Consider the following 15,088-nt stretch of genomic DNA (forward strand, 5'->3'; position numbering starts at 1 on the left):
GGGTAAAAAGTGGCGAGATCATTAAAAAAAGGTCCATTTGTTGATGAAAAACTAATGGAAAAAGTGAAAAAGGCAATTGAAACAGGAGATAAAAAGCCGATTAAAACATGGTCAAGACGTTCAACCATTGTGCCTGAATTTATAGGTTTGACCTTTGCTGTCCATAATGGAAGGAAATTTATTCCGGTATATGTGACAGAAAACATGGTTGGACATAAATTAGGTGAATTTGCACCAACAAGAACATTCAAGGGGCATGCAGGCTCCGAAGAAAAGAAAAAGGCTAAGGGGAAGTAAGAAATGGAAGCAAGGGCAATACTAAAATACGCTCGTATCACACCTACTAAAGCAAGGAAAGTAATAAATATAATCAGAGGCAAAAAAGCAGGTGAAGCTTTATTAGCACTTAAATATATGCCTCACAGAGGCGCCAGAATAATTGAAAAGGTGTTGAGATCAGCAATAGCAAATGCTGAACAGAAAAATCCGAGACTTGATATTGATGAGCTCAAGATAGTTAAAGCATTCGTGGATCAGGGACCTATGATGAAGAGAATAGAGGAAAGGGCTATGGGAAGGGCAAACATTATAAAGAAAAAGACTTCCCATATAACAATATATGTTGGAACTGAAGAAAATTAAACGGGGGTGTTGATTTGGGTCAAAAAACAAATCCGATAGGCAATAGGTTAGGCATTATTAGGACATGGGAAAGCAGGTGGTTTGCTACAAAAGATTACTCATCCAAACTGATAGAGGACCTCAATCTGAGAAAGATGCTGAAGCAAAAGCTGTATCATGCTGGAATATCAAGGATAGAAATTGAGAGAGTTGGAGATAAGATAAGGATTATAATTTTTGCAGCCAGACCCGGAATTATTATCGGTAAAAAGGGAGCAGAAGTTGATAAATTAAAAAAGGAAGTTGCAGGACTAACAGGCAAGCAAGTAGATATTGAAATAAAGGAAGTAAGAAGGCCCGAACTTGACGCCCAGCTTGTTGCTGAAAATATTGCCCTTCAAGTGGAAAAAAGAGTTGCCTATCGTAGGGCAATGAAAAGGGCGGTTTCTTCAGCAATCAGATTTGGTGCTAAAGGTATAAAAGTTTCCTGCGCAGGAAGATTGGCAGGAGCTGAAATAGCAAGAACAGAATGGTATAGAGAAGGTAGAGTTCCTCTTAGTACTTTCAGGGCTGATATAGACTATGGATTTGCCGAAGCAAAAACTACATATGGAATTATTGGTATAAAAGTATGGATATTTAAGGGTGAAGTTCAGCCTGGTCAATATGTAAACTATAACTATTAAAGGTGAGGGACGAGTTATGTTAGCTCCAAAGAAAGTCAAATTCCGTAAAATGCAAAAAGGCAGAATGAAAGGCATAGCCTACAGAGGCAGCTCTGTTGCCTTTGGCGAATACGGATTAAAGGCATTAGAACCAGCATGGATTACATCAAGACAGATAGAGGCAGCAAGAGTTGCAATAATGAGGCATGCCAAAAAGGGATGTAAGTTATGGATTAGAATATTTCCAGATAAACCAATTACACGAAAGCCTGCTGAAACAAGAATGGGAAAGGGAAAAGGAAATCCTGAGTTCTGGGTTGCAGTTGTCAAGCCCGGCAGAATACTTTTTGAAATATCTGGAGTTTCTGAGGAGATTGCAAAAGAGGCTTTTGAGCTTGCGTCTCATAAATTGCCCATAAAGACAAAATTTGTTAAAAGGCAGGAGAGTTTTGTATGAAGGCATCAGAGTTGAGAAATTTATCATTAGATGAGTTGAAAAAGAAAGAGAAAGAATTAAGAAAAGAGTTATTCAATCTGAGATTTCAGTTTTCAAAGGGTGAATTGCAGAATGTAAAGAGAATAAAGGCTGTACGGAAAGATATTGCAAGAATTCTGACCATTATTACAGAGTTAAGCAGAAAAAAGAATTAAAGGGGTAGGAGAAGATGCCTAAAAAAATATTAAAGGGAACAGTTATAAGTGATAAAATGGATAAGACAGTGGTTGTATCTGTTGAAAGAGTTTTCCAGCATCCGCTTTACAAGAAAACTATTAAAACAAGTAAAAAATATAAGGCACACGACGAAGAGAATAAGTGCCGTGTAGGCGATGTAGTTGAAATAATTGAAAGCCGACCCATAAGCAAAACAAAAAGGTGGAAAGTATTGAGAATTTTCAAGGAGGGTGAGGAACAATGATACAGCCAAGAAGTATTCTTACAGTTGCTGATAATTCTGGTGCAAAAAAAGTTCAATGTATTAGAGTTATGGGTGGCTCCAATAGAAAATATGCAAGTTTAGGAGATTTAATAATAGTTAGCGTGAAGGAAGCTGAGCCAGACAGCAACATTAAAAAAGGCTCAGTAGCTAAGGCTGTCATTGTTAGACTTCGCAGAAGGGTCAGGAGAGCTGATGGTTCTTACATAAAGTTTGATGAGAATGCAGTAGTTATCGTTAACAATCAGCTTGAACCTATTGGAACGAGAATATTCGGACCTGTTGCAAGGGAACTTAGATGGAAGGAATTTACTAAGATTATTTCCCTTGCTCCAGAAGTTATATAAAGACGGAGGACGAAAGTGGGATTAGGTATTAAAAAGGGTGATACAGTTTTAGTTTTATCTGGCAAAGATAAAGATAAAAAGGGTAGGGTAATTAAAGTTATACCTAAGGAAGAAAAGGTCATTGTGGAAGGTGTTAATATTGTAAAAAAGCATCAAAAACCCTCTCGTAAATATCCTCAGGGCGGAATTATAGAAAAGGAATTCCCTATTTACAGAGCGAAAGTGATGCTTATATGTCCAAAATGCGATAAGCCTACTCGTATAAGTGCAAAGATATTGGAAGATGGGAAAAAGGTTAGAGTGTGCAAGAAGTGTAAGGAGGTTATAGACTAATGGCAGCAGAAGTTAAGGAAAAATATGTTCCTCGCCTTAAGGAAAAGTATAAGAATGAGATTATTCAGGCTTTAATGAAAAGGTTTGAGTATAAAAATATTATGCAAGTTCCAAAACTGGAGAAAATAGTTGTTCATGTGACATTAGGAGAGGCAGTTCAAAATATAAAGCTTCTTGATGCAGCTGAGAAACAGATTACTCTTATAACAGGTCAAAAGCCAGTAATAACGAGAGCCAAAAGAGCACTCGCAGCATTCAAGTTGAAAAAAGGAACACCTCTCGGAGTAAAGGTGACCCTGAGAGGAGACAGGATGTATGAATTTTTAGACAGACTTATATCACTTGCTTTGCCAAGAATTAGGGATTTTAAAGGGATATCAAGAAAATCCTTTGATGGCAGAGGAAACTACGCTTTTGGTATAAAGGAGCAATTTATATTTCCAGAGATTGATTATGACAAAGTTGAGATGATTCATGGTCTTGATATTATGATATGCACAACAGCTAAGACAGACCAAGAAGGAATGGCTTTATTAGAAGAATTTGGAATGCCATTTAGAAAATAAGGAGGAGCTGTGGCAAGGAAGTGCAAAATAGAAAGGTCTAAGTTACCACCAAAATTCAATGTCAGGGTAAAAAACCGCTGTAAGGTTTGCGGACGATCAAGGGGTTACTTGAGAAAATTTGGTATGTGCAGAATATGTTTTAGATTTTTAGCAAATTCAGGGAAAATCCCTGGCGTAGTAAAATCAAGCTGGTAAAGGGGTGACAATTATGATGACAGATCCTATTTCAGATATGCTTACTCGCATAAGAAATGCTATTAAAGTAAAGGCAGAAAAGGTTGATATACCAGCATCCCGTATGAAAATAGAGATTGCCAAAATTCTTAAGGAAGAAGGCTTTATCAAGTCTTACAAAATTATCAAAGATAAAAAGCAAGGCATTATTAGAATTAACCTGAAATACACGCCTGAGGGTGATCCGGTTATTTCAAACTTAGAGAGAATAAGCAAACCCGGAAGAAGAGTCTATGTAAGTAAGGATGAGATTCCGAGAGTTATGGGTGGTCTTGGAGTTGCAATTTTGACAACCTCCTCTGGAATCATGACTGATAAAGAGTGCCGACAAAAGGGTGTCGGCGGAGAAGTAATATGTTATGTATGGTAAGGGGTGATAGAATGTCAAGGATTGGAAGAAAGCCTATTCAAATACCAAATGGTGTTGAAGTAAAGATTGAAAACAAAGAAATTACAGTAAAAGGACCAAAGGGACAGTTAAATTATACACTTCCTGATGCTATTGATGTAACAATTGACAATAATACACTTTTGGTTACAAGAAAGTCAGATATTCCTAAGGTAAGAGCTCTTCACGGACTTGCAAGAAGTTTAATTGCAAACATGGTCACAGGAGTAACTCAGGGCTTTACTAAGGTTATGACTATAGTGGGAGTTGGATACAGGGCTCAGTTAAGTGGTAATAAGCTTATTATAAATGTTGGATACTCTCATCCTGTTGAATTTCCTCTTCCAGATGGAATAAAAGCAACAGTTGATGAGAAACAGACAACCATAACCCTATCTGGAATAGACAAACAGTTGTTAGGACAGGTTGCTGCCAATCTAAGAGGTATTAGACCTCCTGATGCCTATAAGGGCAAAGGAATTAGATACGCAGACGAAGAATTAAAATTAAAACCAGGTAAGACAGGAAAGAAATAAGGAGGTTTAAAATTGCGGGATAAAAGAGAATCGAGAGAAAGAAGACACAAAAGAATTAGAAAAAAAGTTATAGGAACACCCGAAAGACCGAGGCTTTGTATATTTAGAAGTCTCAATCATATATATGCACAGGTTATTGATGATACAACAGGAAAAACACTCGTATCAGCATCTACTGTAGAGAAAGAAATGAGAAATATAAAACCCGGAAATAAGAGCAATATAGAGTTTGCTAAGAAGGTTGGTGAGCTGATAGCAGAAAGGGCGCTCAACAGTGGAATTACAAAGGTAGTATTTGACAGGGCGGGATATAAATATCACGGAATTGTAAAAGCTCTTGCAGACGCTGCGAGAGAAAAGGGATTACAGTTTTAGGAGGAGGAAAGGTGAAGCGGGAAAGGATAAATGCAGATGAACTAAATTTGAAGGATAAAGTTGTTTACATCAACAGGGTTGCTAAGGTTGTTAAGGGTGGTAGAAGATTTTCATTTAGCGCTCTTGTTGTAGTGGGAAATGAAGCTGGAATAGTAGGAGTAGGAAAAGGAAAGGCTGCAGAGGTCCCAGATGCTATAAGAAAGGCAATAGACAAGGCTAAGAAGAATTTAATTAGTTTTCCATTGAAAGAAACCACAATCCCCCACAGAGTTGAATACAAGTATGGTGCTACAAAGATTGTAATTAATCCTGCTCCTAAAGGAACTGGAATAATAGCAGGTGGACCTGCAAGAGCGGTTTTTGAGGTAGCAGGAGTTCAGGATGTTGTTGCAAAGGTTTTAGGAAGTCATAATCCTTTTAATTCAGTTAAGGCAACAATAGGTGCTTTGAATTCCTTGAAAGAGCCTTCATCTGTTGAAAAACTTAGAAGTAAACCATCTGAAATAGAAGCATCCGAAGAAAATCAGGTAGCTGGAGAGGAGGAAAAGGTAGTATGAAAATAAATGAACTAAAGCCAGCAGAAGGAAGCAAAAAAAGACCTAAGAGAATTGGAAGAGGATTGGGTTCGGGACATGGAAGATATGCAACTAAAGGACTAAAAGGACAAAAGTCTCGTTCAGGTGGTACAAAGGGGCCCGGATTTGAAGGTGGTCAGATGCCACTTCAAAGAAGACTTCCAAAAAGAGGTTTTTCAAATGCTCCATTTAAGAAAGAATATGCCATTGTAAATCTTGATGATATAAACAAAATTATAGATAATGTAGAGATTGTCACACCTGAGATTCTTATGGAAAAGGGAATAATTAAGGACCTCAAGGATGGATTAAAAGTTTTAGGGAATGGAGACTTAACCAAGTCAATAACTATAAAGGCACACGCATTCAGTAAAACAGCCCGCCAAAAAATAGAAGCAAAAGGTGGTAAGGTAGAGGTATTATAGTGGGACTCATTACTGCCTTTAGAAATATTTTTAAAATACCTGAGCTAAGGGCAAGGGTTTTATTTACTCTTGCAATGCTTGCAGTTTTTAGAATAGGAGCTCATATTCCTACTCCGGGAATTGACGGTGAGGCATTAAGCAAATTCCTTATAGAAAAAGGCGGGGCTGTAATGGGCTTTTTTGATATATTCACAGGAGGAGCTCTTTCAAAGGTTACAATATTTGCTTTGGGAGTAATGCCATACATCAGTGCATCAATTATATTCCAACTATTAACCGTTGTAATACCTGCACTGCAGAAGCTTGCTAAAGAAGGTGAAGAAGGCAGAAAAAAAATCACAAGATACACACGCTATGCTACGATTGTTATCGCAGCAATTCAGGGATTTGGAATTGCCGTAGGACTTGAAACAATGGGTGGAGGACAATTTATTCAAGAGCCGGGATGGTCTTTCAGATTAGTCACTATGATTACGCTGACCGCAGGAACAGCTTTTCTTATGTGGCTTGGAGAGCAAATTACTGAGAGAGGAATAGGCAATGGTATTTCACTTATAATTTTTGCAGGAATTGTTGCAAGACTGCCTAATGCTTTGTTTTATACTTACAATCTTGTAAAAACTGGCGAATTATCAATTTTCTTTGTCATTTCGCTTGTAGTAGTAATGGTGGGTGTAGTGGCAGGAATTATTTATATAGAAAGAGCTCAGAGAAGAATCCCTATTCAGTATGCCAAAAGAGTTATCGGCAGAAAAATGTATGGTGGATATACAAGTTATCTTCCGTTAAAGATTAATTCAGCAGGAGTTATACCACCAATTTTTGCATCCTCTGTGCTTATGTTTCCTGCAACAATTGCAGGATTTATTGCAGTCCCATGGGTTCAGGCACTTGCAAAACAGCTTGCACCGGGTAGTTTCCTTCATATTATTTTTTATGTCGGCTTAATAATATTCTTTACATATTTTTATACCGCTGTTATTTACAATCCAGTGGAAATTGCTGAAAATTTACAAAAGAACGGAGGTTATATAACAGGAGTAAGACCGGGACAGAAAACAGCAGAGTATATTTATAGAGTCCTTTCAAGACTAACATTCATAGGTGCTTTATACTTAAGTGCTGTTTGTATTCTTCCTGAAATTCTTATTTCTCAGTTTAAAGTTCCGTTTTACTTTGGTGGCACATCCCTCTTGATAACAGTTGGAGTAGCATTAGATACGGTCTCCCAGATTGAGACCCATATGATAAGTAGATCATACGATGGACTATTTAAGAAATTTAGGATAAAAGGCAGGAAGGATTAATTTTAAGTGATAGTCATAAAAAGTCCTGATGAAATAAACAAGATTAGAAAGGCGTGCCAGATAGTTGCTGAAGTCTTTGAAAAGCTAAAATCCTTTATAAAAGAGGGTTTAGCAACTAAGGAAGTTGAGAAATTCATTGAGCAGATTATAGTAAAGAGAGGTGGTATTCCGGCATTTAAAGGTTACAGAGGTTATCCTGCAAGTGCTTGTATTTCAATAAATGAAGAAGTGGTTCACGGTATACCATCTGAAAATGTATTTTTAAAGGAAGGAGATATAGTGGGTGTTGATGTTGGAGTTATATTTGATGGTTTTTATGGCGATGGTGCTTACACTTTTAAAATTGGCAAGGTTTCTGATTTAGCTGAAAAATTAGTTGAAGTTACGCAGGAAGCTCTTTACAAAGGAATTGAAAAAGCCGTGCAAGGCAATAGAGTAGGTGATATATCAAATGCAATTCAAACCCATGTTGAAGCAAATGGCTTCTCCATTGTAAGAGCATTTGTAGGACATGGTATTGGAAGAGCCCTGCATGAGGACCCTCAAATACCAAATTTTGGGAAAAAAGGCACAGGTCCAAAGCTAAAAAAAGGAATGACCCTTGCTATTGAACCAATGGTTAATGTTGGGACATTTGAAGTTGAGGTTTTATCTGACGGTTGGACAGCTGTAACAAAGGACCGTTCACTGTCTGCGCACTTTGAACATACTATTGCAGTGACCGATGGTGAACCACAAATCTTGACTAAACTTTAAAAAAAGTAATATATTATCAAGTTATGCCAAAAGAAGATCATATAGAAATGCAAGGGACCATTGAAGAAGCCCTGCCTAATGCAATGTTTAGGGTAAGGCTTGAAAATGGTCATGTTATACTTGCTTATGTTTCAGGTAAGATGAGGATGCATTTTATAAAAATCTTACCGGGAGATAAGGTTCTTGTAGAAATATCTCCGTATGATCTTACTAAAGGAAGAATAATTTACCGATTTAAATAAGGAGGTGTAATTTGAAAGTAAGAGCCTCAGTAAAGAAAATTTGTTCTAAGTGCAGGATTATTAAGAGAAAGGGAGTTATAAGAGTAATCTGTGAAAATCCTAAGCACAAACAAAGACAGGGATAGGAAAGGAGCATAATATGGCAAGAATTGCAGGTGTAGACATACCAAAGAACGAAAGAATAGAAATAGGTTTAACAAGAATTTTTGGTATTGGCAGAAGCCTCTCTAATCAAATATTGAAAACTACTGGAATTGATCTCAACAAAAGGGTAAAGGACTTAACAGATGAAGAGATAGTTAAGATAAGGGCTGAAATAGAAAAGAATTATAAAGTTGAGGGAGAACTAAGAAAAGAAATCTCAATAAATATAAAGAGACTTATAGATATTGGTTGTTACAGAGGACTAAGGCATCTTGCCAATTTACCAGTCAGAGGACAAAGAACAAAAACAAATGCGAGAACTCGTAAGGGTCCAAGAAGAAAATTAGCTAAGAAAAAATAGAAGGAGGGATAAAGCTTAATGGCACAAAAACGTAAAGGAATAAAAAAAGTTAAAAAAAATGTTCCGCATGGAATAGCACATGTGCAAACAAGTTTTAACAATACAATAATTACAATTACAGACCCTAATGGAAATGTTGTAGCATGGGCATCATCTGGAAGTTGCGGATTTAAAGGCTCAAGAAAGGGAACACCATACGCAGCTCAGATTGCAGCAGAAACAGTAGCAAAGAGAGTGATGGATATGGGAATGAAATCAATAGATGTATATATCAAAGGTCCTGGTTCTGGAAGAGAGACTGCAATAAGAGCTTTACAAGCAGCTGGTTTGGAGGTTCAAATCATAAAAGATGTAACTCCTGTACCCCACAACGGGTGCAGACCTCCAAAGAGAAGGAGGGTTTAAATGGCAAGATATACAGGAGCACTTTGCAGACTTTGCAGAAGAGAAGGAAGTAAGTTATTCCTTAAGGGAACAAGATGCTATACAGAAAAATGTGCCTTTGAAAGAAGAAAGTATGCACCCGGACAACATGGACACAACAGAGCCAAGCTTTCTGATTATGGATTGCAGTTGAGAGAAAAACAGAAAGTAAAGAGAATGTATGGCATTATGGAAAGGCAGTTTAAAAACTATTTTGAAAAAGCTACAAAAATGAAAGGTGTAACTGGTGAAAATCTGTTGAAACTACTTGAAAGAAGACTTGATAATGTGGTTTACAGAATGGGATTTGCAATTAATATCAGACAGGCAAGACAACTGGTTAGACACGGATTCTTCGTGGTTAATGGTAAAAAAGTTGATATACCTTCTTATTTAGTGAAACCCGGAGATGTTATTCAGGTAAAAGAGGGTAAAGATATAGAACTTATAAAAGAAAATCTTGCATTGGCTGAACAGAGAGGTTTTCCTGCATGGGTTGAAGTAAACATAGATGAATTAAAGGCTAAATTTTTAAGAATTCCAGAAAGGGACGAGATTCAGCTTCCAGTGCAGGAGCAGTTAATTGTTGAGTTTTACTCCAAATAAATTTTTATTTTCTATAAAATTGCCATAAATTAGGAGGCTGTAAATGGATTTATATAAAGATTTTCAATTACCTAAAAGGGTTGAGTTTGATACTGAAACCCTGACAAATACATATGGAAAACTTATAGTTGAGCCTCTTGAGAGGGGTTATGGAATAACACTTGGAAATTCTTTGAGAAGAGTTCTTCTTTCCTCCCTTGAGGGTGCTGCTGTTTATGCAATAAGAATCAATGGAGTTTTGCACGAAATAAGCTCAATAAAGGGAGTAAAGGAAGATGTTCTTGATATTGTTTTAAATGTTAAGAAACTTCGTTTTAAATATCATTCTCAGGATGCGGACAAAAAAGTTGCAACTATAAATGTTAAAGGACCAATTGATGTTACCGCAGAACATATAAAAACCGATGGTAGTTTTGAGGTATTGAATAAAAATCAATATATTTGTTCAATTGATAACGATGTCAATTTAGAGATGTATTTATATATTAAAAGAGGAAGAGGATATGTGCCTTCAGAATTAATAAAGGATGAAGATTTGCCAGTTGATGCAATTACAGTAGATGCTATATTTAGCCCTATAAAAAAAGTTAATTTCAGGGTTGAAAAAACAAGGGTTGGAGAACAGACAGACTATGATCGTCTAATATTAGAAGTCTGGACAGATGGAAGCACCACGCCCCAAATGGCAATCAGTGAAGCCTCAAACATATTGATAAGGCATTTTGAATATTTTACTAATTTGAGCGAAATTCAAGGTTTAAATAAGGATTCAGAAGAAACAAGGGAAGAACAAACAGAGTCTGTTGAAATAGAAAATTTGAATGAGACCATATTTAAGCCTATAGAGGACCTTGAGTTATCAGTTAGAGCTTACAATTGCCTTAAAAGTGCAGGTATAAATACTGTTTTGGAACTTGTTCAAAAGACTGAAAACGAGCTTTTAAAAACAAAGAATTTTGGAAAACGTTCACTTGATGAGATAAAAGAAGTACTGGAAAAACATGGTTTAACACTTGGTATGAAGATAGATGAACAAAAGCTTGAAAAATTACAAGATACTCTCAGGAGGTAAATGAAATGAGGCATAGAGTTGATGGAAGACATTTTGGCAGGACAGCAAATCAGAGAAAGGCTTTATTAAGAGGACTTTTAGCTTCTTTAATAAAATATGAGAGAATTGAGACAACGGTTGCAAAGGCAAAAGCAATTAAAGACCTTGCTGACAGACTTGTTACATTTGGAAAGAGAGGAGATCTTCATTCAAGAAGGCTTGCACTTTCCTATTTGCCTGATAAAGAGCTTGTAAGGAAACTTTTTAATGAAATCGCGCCTCGCTTTGCAGACAGAAATGGCGGTTATGTAAGGATTGTAAGGACAGGCTGGAGAATCAAAGATAGTGCTCCTTTGGCTATAATAGAGTTTGTTGATTATAAAAAACCTGAGAAGGAAGAAGAGAAAAAGTCAGAATAATTTGACATAACCCGTTGAAATTTGGTATTTTAATAATAATTCCTGGGTAGCTCAGCCGGCAGAGCAGGTGGCTGTTAACCACCGGGTCGGGGGTTCGAATCCCTCCCCAGGAGTTTAAATTTTTTTTATAAATAACAAAGGAGGAATAGATGCCAAGAGCAAAAGGTGGATTTAAAACAAGAAGATATCATAAAAAAGTTCTTTCTATGGCAAAGGGTTATTACAGTGGTCGTCATCGTAGCTATAAGGTAGCTGCTAAAGCTGTTGAAAAGGCACTTCTTCATGCCTTTACTGATAGAAAACTTAAAAAGAGAGACTTCAGAGCATTGTGGATTACAAGAATTAATGCTGCTGCAAGAATGTTTGGATTGACATATAGTCAACTTATGGGTGCCCTTAAAAAGGCAGAAATCAATCTAAACAGAAAGGCTCTTGCAGATATTGCATTCAATGATATTGAAGCATTTAAAGAAATTGTTGAGAAGGTAAAACCCTTTGTGAAAGCTGCGTAAATGCAAGAGTCTCTTAAACAACAATTCCTTAAAGAAATTGAAAAAGTTGTTTCTGTCCAAGATTTGCTCAACCTCAAAGCAAGATATATAGGCAAAAAGGGGATAATCACTGAACAGCTTAAGAATCTTGGAAAACTTTCCCTTGATGAGAGAAAAGTTCAGGGAAAAGCCCTTAATGAACTCAAAAATTTTATTGAAGAAACCATAAAAAACAAGGAAGAAGAATTAAGGCAGAAGGAGATATCAGAATCTCTTCAAAAAGAATTTATAGACATAACGCTTCCCGGTAAAGATTATTATTTTGGCGGTTCCCATCCTGTCAACAGGACACTTATTGAGATAATTGATATTTTCAGAGAGTTAGGATTCACTGTTGAGGAGGGTCCGGAAATAGAGCTTGATTATTACAATTTTGAAGCCCTTAATATTCCTAAAAATCATCCTGCCAGAGATATGCAAGATACATTTTATGTCAGCGAAGATGTTGTTTTAAGAACTCATACCTCACCTGTTCAGGTTAGGGTTATGGAAAAGAAAAAGCCTCCCTTAAGGTTTATCTCTCCGGGCAAGGTTTACAGATGTGACTCTGATGTAACCCACACACCTATGTTTCATCAGGTTGAAGGTTTGATGGTTGACGAAGATGTTAATTTTTCCCACTTAAAGGGAGTACTTGTATATTTTTTGCAAAGACTTTTTGGAAAGATTCCTGTAAGATTCAGACCAAGCTTTTTCCCATTTACAGAGCCATCCACTGAGGTAGATATTGGCTGTATTATTTGTGGAGGAAAGGGATGCAGAGTATGCAAAGGAACAGGATGGCTTGAGGTTTTGGGAGCAGGAATGGTTCATCCGAATGTTTTTAAATTTGCAGGTTATCCTGAAGGAAAATACACAGGCTTTGCTTTTGGAATGGGAGTTGAGAGACTCACAATGCTTAAATATGGCATTGATGATATAAGGCTATTTTTTGAAAATGATATAAGATTTTTGAGGCAGTTCTGATGAGAGTTCCTTTTTACTGGTTAAAGGAATATATTCAAGGTGAATTAGAGCTTAACTCAGTTGCTGATTCTCTTACAATGGCAGGACTTGAGGTTGGTGCTGTAGAGGAAGTTTATGGTGAGCCTGTTATAGACATAGAGCTAACACCTAACAGAGCAGACTGCCTAAGTATTTTAGGCGTTGCAAGGGAAATTAAAGCATTATTTGGAGTAGAATTAAAAAAGCCTGTTTTTAAAATAGAGAATGAAGTAAAAGATGATAAATTCAAAGTTATTATAGCAGACCCTGAGCTGTGTTATAGATATGCAGGAAGGATAGTCAGGGGGGTAAAAATTGGAGAGTCGCCTTCTTGGCTGAAAAAGAGACTTGAACAAGCAGGCATTCGTTCAATAAACAATATAGTTGATGTTACAAACTACGTATTGCTTGAATATGGACATCCTCTCCATGCCTTTGACCTTGATCTTCTCAAGGGATATTGCATCAGGGTAGGCACATCAAAAACAATTTCTGGGAAAGATAGGGAAGAAATTGAAACACTCGATGGAGTAAAGAGAACAGTATCTGCCGATGACCTTTTGATATGGGATGCAGAAAAGCCTGTTGCAATTGCTGGAGTAATGGGTGGAGCAAATACGGAGGTAACTGAAAAAACAGTAAATGTATTTCTTGAAAGTGCTTATTTCAAGCCTGAATCAGTCAGAAAAACCGCAAAAAGACTTGGATTATCAACAGAAGCCTCATACAGATTTGAAAGGGGAACAGACATAGAAAACCTAATTCATGCCCTTGACAGAGCTGCTTACCTTATTCAGCAACTTGCCGGAGGAGAGATTTACGAAATTATTGATGAGTATGTCAAAAAAATTCCTACAGCGGAAATAAAATTTAAACCTGAAAGGATTCGCAAATTTTTAGGCGTTGAAATCAAAGATGAAGAAATTTTAAGAATTCTATCTCTCCTTGATATAGAGGTAAAGAAAGATAAAGACAGCTATGTTGCAATAGTACCCACACACAGACAGGATCTTTCCATTGAGGAAGATATTGCTGAAGAAGTGGCAAGAATTTACGGTTATGAAAAAATACCTGCAGCACTTCCTCAAAATTTTAGACATGTTGAAGAAAATCAAGAACTTTCTCAAAAGAGAAAAATTTTAGCAAAAATTCGCGATTACATGCTTGCACTTGGATTTAATGAGGCTGTAAACATGAGTTTCATGTCTCCAGAGGATTTGGATATCTTTGAATTTCCAGAAAATGACGAAAGAAGAAGATTTATTTCCTTAAAAAATCCTTTGAGACAAGAGGAATCAATCATTAGAACCATGCTTACGCCATCCTTACTGAAAAATGTTGAAAGAAATACTTCTCGTGGAATAGAATGTTTAAAACTTTTTGAGATAAGCAGAGTTTTTATTGCAAAAAATACATCTAAAAGCCACAAACTAAGCAATAGCTTACCAGATGAGCCTGTTTATCTTGGTATAATAACGAAGAAGGAAGATTTCAAATCACCATTTAATGAGGATCCATATGATTTTTATGCTTTAAAGGGTATAATAGGTGGAATGCTAAGGCATTTTAAATTGGAAGATGTTAAATATCAAAGGTCATCAGAGCCATTTTTACACTCTGGTCAATCATCTGATTTATATGTAAAAGATGAAAAAATAGGATATATTGGAGTAATTTCACCAAAAATTTTAGACAAATTTGACTTTAAAACAAAGCCTTATATCTGCTTGGCAGAAATAAATCTTGAGAAAATATTAAAATTAACACCAATAGTCAGTCAGCAGACACAAATAACTACTTACAAGCCTTTTTCAACATATCCACCAATAAAGAGGGATACAGCAGTCTTGGTTTCTTTAGATTTTGAGGCTCAAAAAATATTGGAACTTATAAAAAAATTTGGAAGTGAGCTTATTGAGGATGCTTATATTTTTGATGTATACAAAGGCAAAGGCATACCTGAAGGCAAAAAGAGCATAGCATTCAGGGTCATATATAGGGCATTTGATAGAACACTTACTTCAGAGGAAGTTGAAGAAATTCACTCAAAACTAATAAATGCATTAATCTCCGAGACAGGAGCTGAACTGAGATTCTAATTTTTATTCAGCTTCCTTTATGCTTTTTTTATTTTTCTGCTAGCTCATAATACAATAAATTGCTTAACCGCACTTAACCCAACTTCATAGATTTTTAGCCTTTAAAAACAGCAGAGGTCTTATAATTCAATCAGTATTTGATGAT

27 protein-coding genes and 1 tRNA gene are annotated in these 15,088 nt (G+C 36.4%); all 28 read left to right on the plus strand.

Features of this window, described 5'->3' with window-relative positions:
- The first annotated feature begins 9 nt into the window (after positions 1–9).
- The 28 genes from rpsS to pheT all read left to right on the plus strand — a co-directional run bounded on the left by rpsS (position 10) and on the right by pheT (position 14,943).
- Positions 10–297, plus strand: a complete 288-nt coding sequence (gene rpsS / locus ACYQ3P_RS09135) for a 30S ribosomal protein S19 (protein ID WP_460177588.1) — start codon at positions 10–12, stop codon at positions 295–297.
- A gap of 3 nt (positions 298–300) precedes the next feature.
- Complete coding sequence (gene rplV, locus ACYQ3P_RS09140; protein WP_460177589.1) at positions 301–642, plus strand: 50S ribosomal protein L22; 342 nt, start codon at positions 301–303, stop codon at positions 640–642.
- Positions 643–656: 14 nt separating this feature from the next.
- Positions 657–1,307: a 30S ribosomal protein S3 gene (gene rpsC, locus ACYQ3P_RS09145; RefSeq protein ID WP_460177590.1), complete on the plus strand. Its 651-nt coding sequence runs from the start codon at positions 657–659 to the stop codon at positions 1,305–1,307.
- 16 nt (positions 1,308–1,323) lie between these two features.
- Positions 1,324–1,743, plus strand: coding sequence for a 50S ribosomal protein L16 (gene rplP, locus ACYQ3P_RS09150; RefSeq protein ID WP_460177591.1), 420 nt, complete (start codon positions 1,324–1,326; stop codon positions 1,741–1,743).
- Entirely contained in the window at positions 1,740–1,937 is a 198-nt protein-coding gene (rpmC, locus tag ACYQ3P_RS09155) for a 50S ribosomal protein L29 (protein ID WP_460177592.1), read from the plus strand. The genes rplP and rpmC overlap by 4 nt, the downstream gene beginning before the upstream one ends.
- A 14-nt stretch (positions 1,938–1,951) precedes the next feature.
- Positions 1,952–2,203 (plus strand): 30S ribosomal protein S17, encoded by a 252-nt coding sequence (gene rpsQ, locus ACYQ3P_RS09160; RefSeq protein ID WP_460177593.1) that lies wholly within the window; start codon positions 1,952–1,954, stop codon positions 2,201–2,203.
- Positions 2,200–2,568, plus strand: coding sequence for a 50S ribosomal protein L14 (gene rplN / locus ACYQ3P_RS09165; protein ID WP_460177594.1), 369 nt, complete (start codon positions 2,200–2,202; stop codon positions 2,566–2,568). Before rpsQ ends, rplN begins: the two co-directional genes overlap by 4 nt.
- 15 nt (positions 2,569–2,583) lie before the next feature.
- Positions 2,584–2,901 carry a 50S ribosomal protein L24 gene (gene rplX, locus ACYQ3P_RS09170; RefSeq protein ID WP_460177595.1) on the plus strand — a complete coding sequence of 106 codons (318 nt, stop codon included), beginning with the start codon at positions 2,584–2,586 and terminating at the stop codon, positions 2,899–2,901.
- On the plus strand, positions 2,901–3,467 hold the full coding sequence (rplE, locus tag ACYQ3P_RS09175) for a 50S ribosomal protein L5 (RefSeq protein ID WP_460177596.1): 567 nt from the start codon (positions 2,901–2,903) through the stop codon (positions 3,465–3,467). The genes rplX and rplE overlap by 1 nt, the downstream gene beginning before the upstream one ends.
- Positions 3,468–3,476: 9 nt before the next feature.
- Complete coding sequence (locus tag ACYQ3P_RS09180) at positions 3,477–3,662, plus strand: type Z 30S ribosomal protein S14 (protein ID WP_460177597.1); 186 nt, start codon at positions 3,477–3,479, stop codon at positions 3,660–3,662.
- A 13-nt stretch (positions 3,663–3,675) separates the two neighbouring features.
- Complete coding sequence (gene rpsH, locus ACYQ3P_RS09185) at positions 3,676–4,071, plus strand: 30S ribosomal protein S8 (protein ID WP_460177598.1); 396 nt, start codon at positions 3,676–3,678, stop codon at positions 4,069–4,071.
- Positions 4,072–4,082: 11 nt separating this feature from the next.
- Positions 4,083–4,625: a 50S ribosomal protein L6 gene (rplF, locus tag ACYQ3P_RS09190; RefSeq protein WP_460178073.1), complete on the plus strand. Its 543-nt coding sequence runs from the start codon at positions 4,083–4,085 to the stop codon at positions 4,623–4,625.
- A 12-nt stretch (positions 4,626–4,637) separates the two neighbouring features.
- The gene (rplR, locus tag ACYQ3P_RS09195; protein ID WP_460177599.1) at positions 4,638–5,000 is read left to right on the plus strand and encodes a 50S ribosomal protein L18; all 363 of its coding nucleotides are present in this window, start codon (positions 4,638–4,640) and stop codon (positions 4,998–5,000) included.
- 11 nt (positions 5,001–5,011) lie between these two features.
- On the plus strand, positions 5,012–5,557 hold the full coding sequence (gene rpsE / locus ACYQ3P_RS09200; RefSeq protein WP_460177600.1) for a 30S ribosomal protein S5: 546 nt from the start codon (positions 5,012–5,014) through the stop codon (positions 5,555–5,557).
- Positions 5,554–6,000 (plus strand): 50S ribosomal protein L15, encoded by a 447-nt coding sequence (gene rplO / locus ACYQ3P_RS09205; protein WP_460177601.1) that lies wholly within the window; start codon positions 5,554–5,556, stop codon positions 5,998–6,000. The genes rpsE and rplO overlap by 4 nt, the downstream gene beginning before the upstream one ends.
- Complete coding sequence (secY, locus tag ACYQ3P_RS09210) at positions 6,000–7,307, plus strand: preprotein translocase subunit SecY (RefSeq protein WP_460177602.1); 1,308 nt, start codon at positions 6,000–6,002, stop codon at positions 7,305–7,307. The genes rplO and secY overlap by 1 nt, the downstream gene beginning before the upstream one ends.
- 6 nt (positions 7,308–7,313) lie before the next feature.
- On the plus strand, positions 7,314–8,063 hold the full coding sequence (gene map, locus ACYQ3P_RS09215) for a type I methionyl aminopeptidase (protein ID WP_460177603.1): 750 nt from the start codon (positions 7,314–7,316) through the stop codon (positions 8,061–8,063).
- 23 nt (positions 8,064–8,086) lie between these two features.
- Positions 8,087–8,305 (plus strand): translation initiation factor IF-1, encoded by a 219-nt coding sequence (gene infA, locus ACYQ3P_RS09220; RefSeq protein ID WP_460177604.1) that lies wholly within the window; start codon positions 8,087–8,089, stop codon positions 8,303–8,305.
- An 11-nt stretch (positions 8,306–8,316) separates the two neighbouring features.
- The gene (gene rpmJ / locus ACYQ3P_RS09225; RefSeq protein ID WP_460177605.1) at positions 8,317–8,430 is read left to right on the plus strand and encodes a 50S ribosomal protein L36; all 114 of its coding nucleotides are present in this window, start codon (positions 8,317–8,319) and stop codon (positions 8,428–8,430) included.
- A 14-nt stretch (positions 8,431–8,444) separates the two neighbouring features.
- Complete coding sequence (gene rpsM / locus ACYQ3P_RS09230; RefSeq protein ID WP_460177606.1) at positions 8,445–8,810, plus strand: 30S ribosomal protein S13; 366 nt, start codon at positions 8,445–8,447, stop codon at positions 8,808–8,810.
- Between the two features lie 18 nt (positions 8,811–8,828).
- Entirely contained in the window at positions 8,829–9,215 is a 387-nt protein-coding gene (rpsK, locus tag ACYQ3P_RS09235) for a 30S ribosomal protein S11 (RefSeq protein ID WP_460177607.1), read from the plus strand.
- Positions 9,216–9,839, plus strand: a complete 624-nt coding sequence (gene rpsD / locus ACYQ3P_RS09240; RefSeq protein ID WP_460177608.1) for a 30S ribosomal protein S4 — start codon at positions 9,216–9,218, stop codon at positions 9,837–9,839. It abuts the gene before it with no gap.
- 43 nt (positions 9,840–9,882) lie between these two features.
- Entirely contained in the window at positions 9,883–10,911 is a 1,029-nt protein-coding gene (locus ACYQ3P_RS09245; RefSeq protein ID WP_460177609.1) for a DNA-directed RNA polymerase subunit alpha, read from the plus strand.
- A gap of 5 nt (positions 10,912–10,916) precedes the next feature.
- Positions 10,917–11,309 (plus strand): 50S ribosomal protein L17, encoded by a 393-nt coding sequence (gene rplQ / locus ACYQ3P_RS09250; RefSeq protein WP_460177610.1) that lies wholly within the window; start codon positions 10,917–10,919, stop codon positions 11,307–11,309.
- A gap of 40 nt (positions 11,310–11,349) precedes the next feature.
- Positions 11,350–11,422 (plus strand) — tRNA-Asn (locus tag ACYQ3P_RS09255).
- A gap of 36 nt (positions 11,423–11,458) precedes the next feature.
- Positions 11,459–11,821: a 50S ribosomal protein L20 gene (gene rplT, locus ACYQ3P_RS09260; RefSeq protein ID WP_460177611.1), complete on the plus strand. Its 363-nt coding sequence runs from the start codon at positions 11,459–11,461 to the stop codon at positions 11,819–11,821.
- Complete coding sequence (gene pheS / locus ACYQ3P_RS09265; RefSeq protein WP_460177612.1) at positions 11,822–12,826, plus strand: phenylalanine--tRNA ligase subunit alpha; 1,005 nt, start codon at positions 11,822–11,824, stop codon at positions 12,824–12,826.
- Positions 12,826–14,943 (plus strand): phenylalanine--tRNA ligase subunit beta, encoded by a 2,118-nt coding sequence (pheT, locus tag ACYQ3P_RS09270; RefSeq protein WP_460177613.1) that lies wholly within the window; start codon positions 12,826–12,828, stop codon positions 14,941–14,943. Before pheS ends, pheT begins: the two co-directional genes overlap by 1 nt.
- Positions 14,944–15,088 lie beyond the last annotated feature (145 nt).

It is taken from the genome of Thermodesulfovibrio hydrogeniphilus, assembly GCF_054657355.1.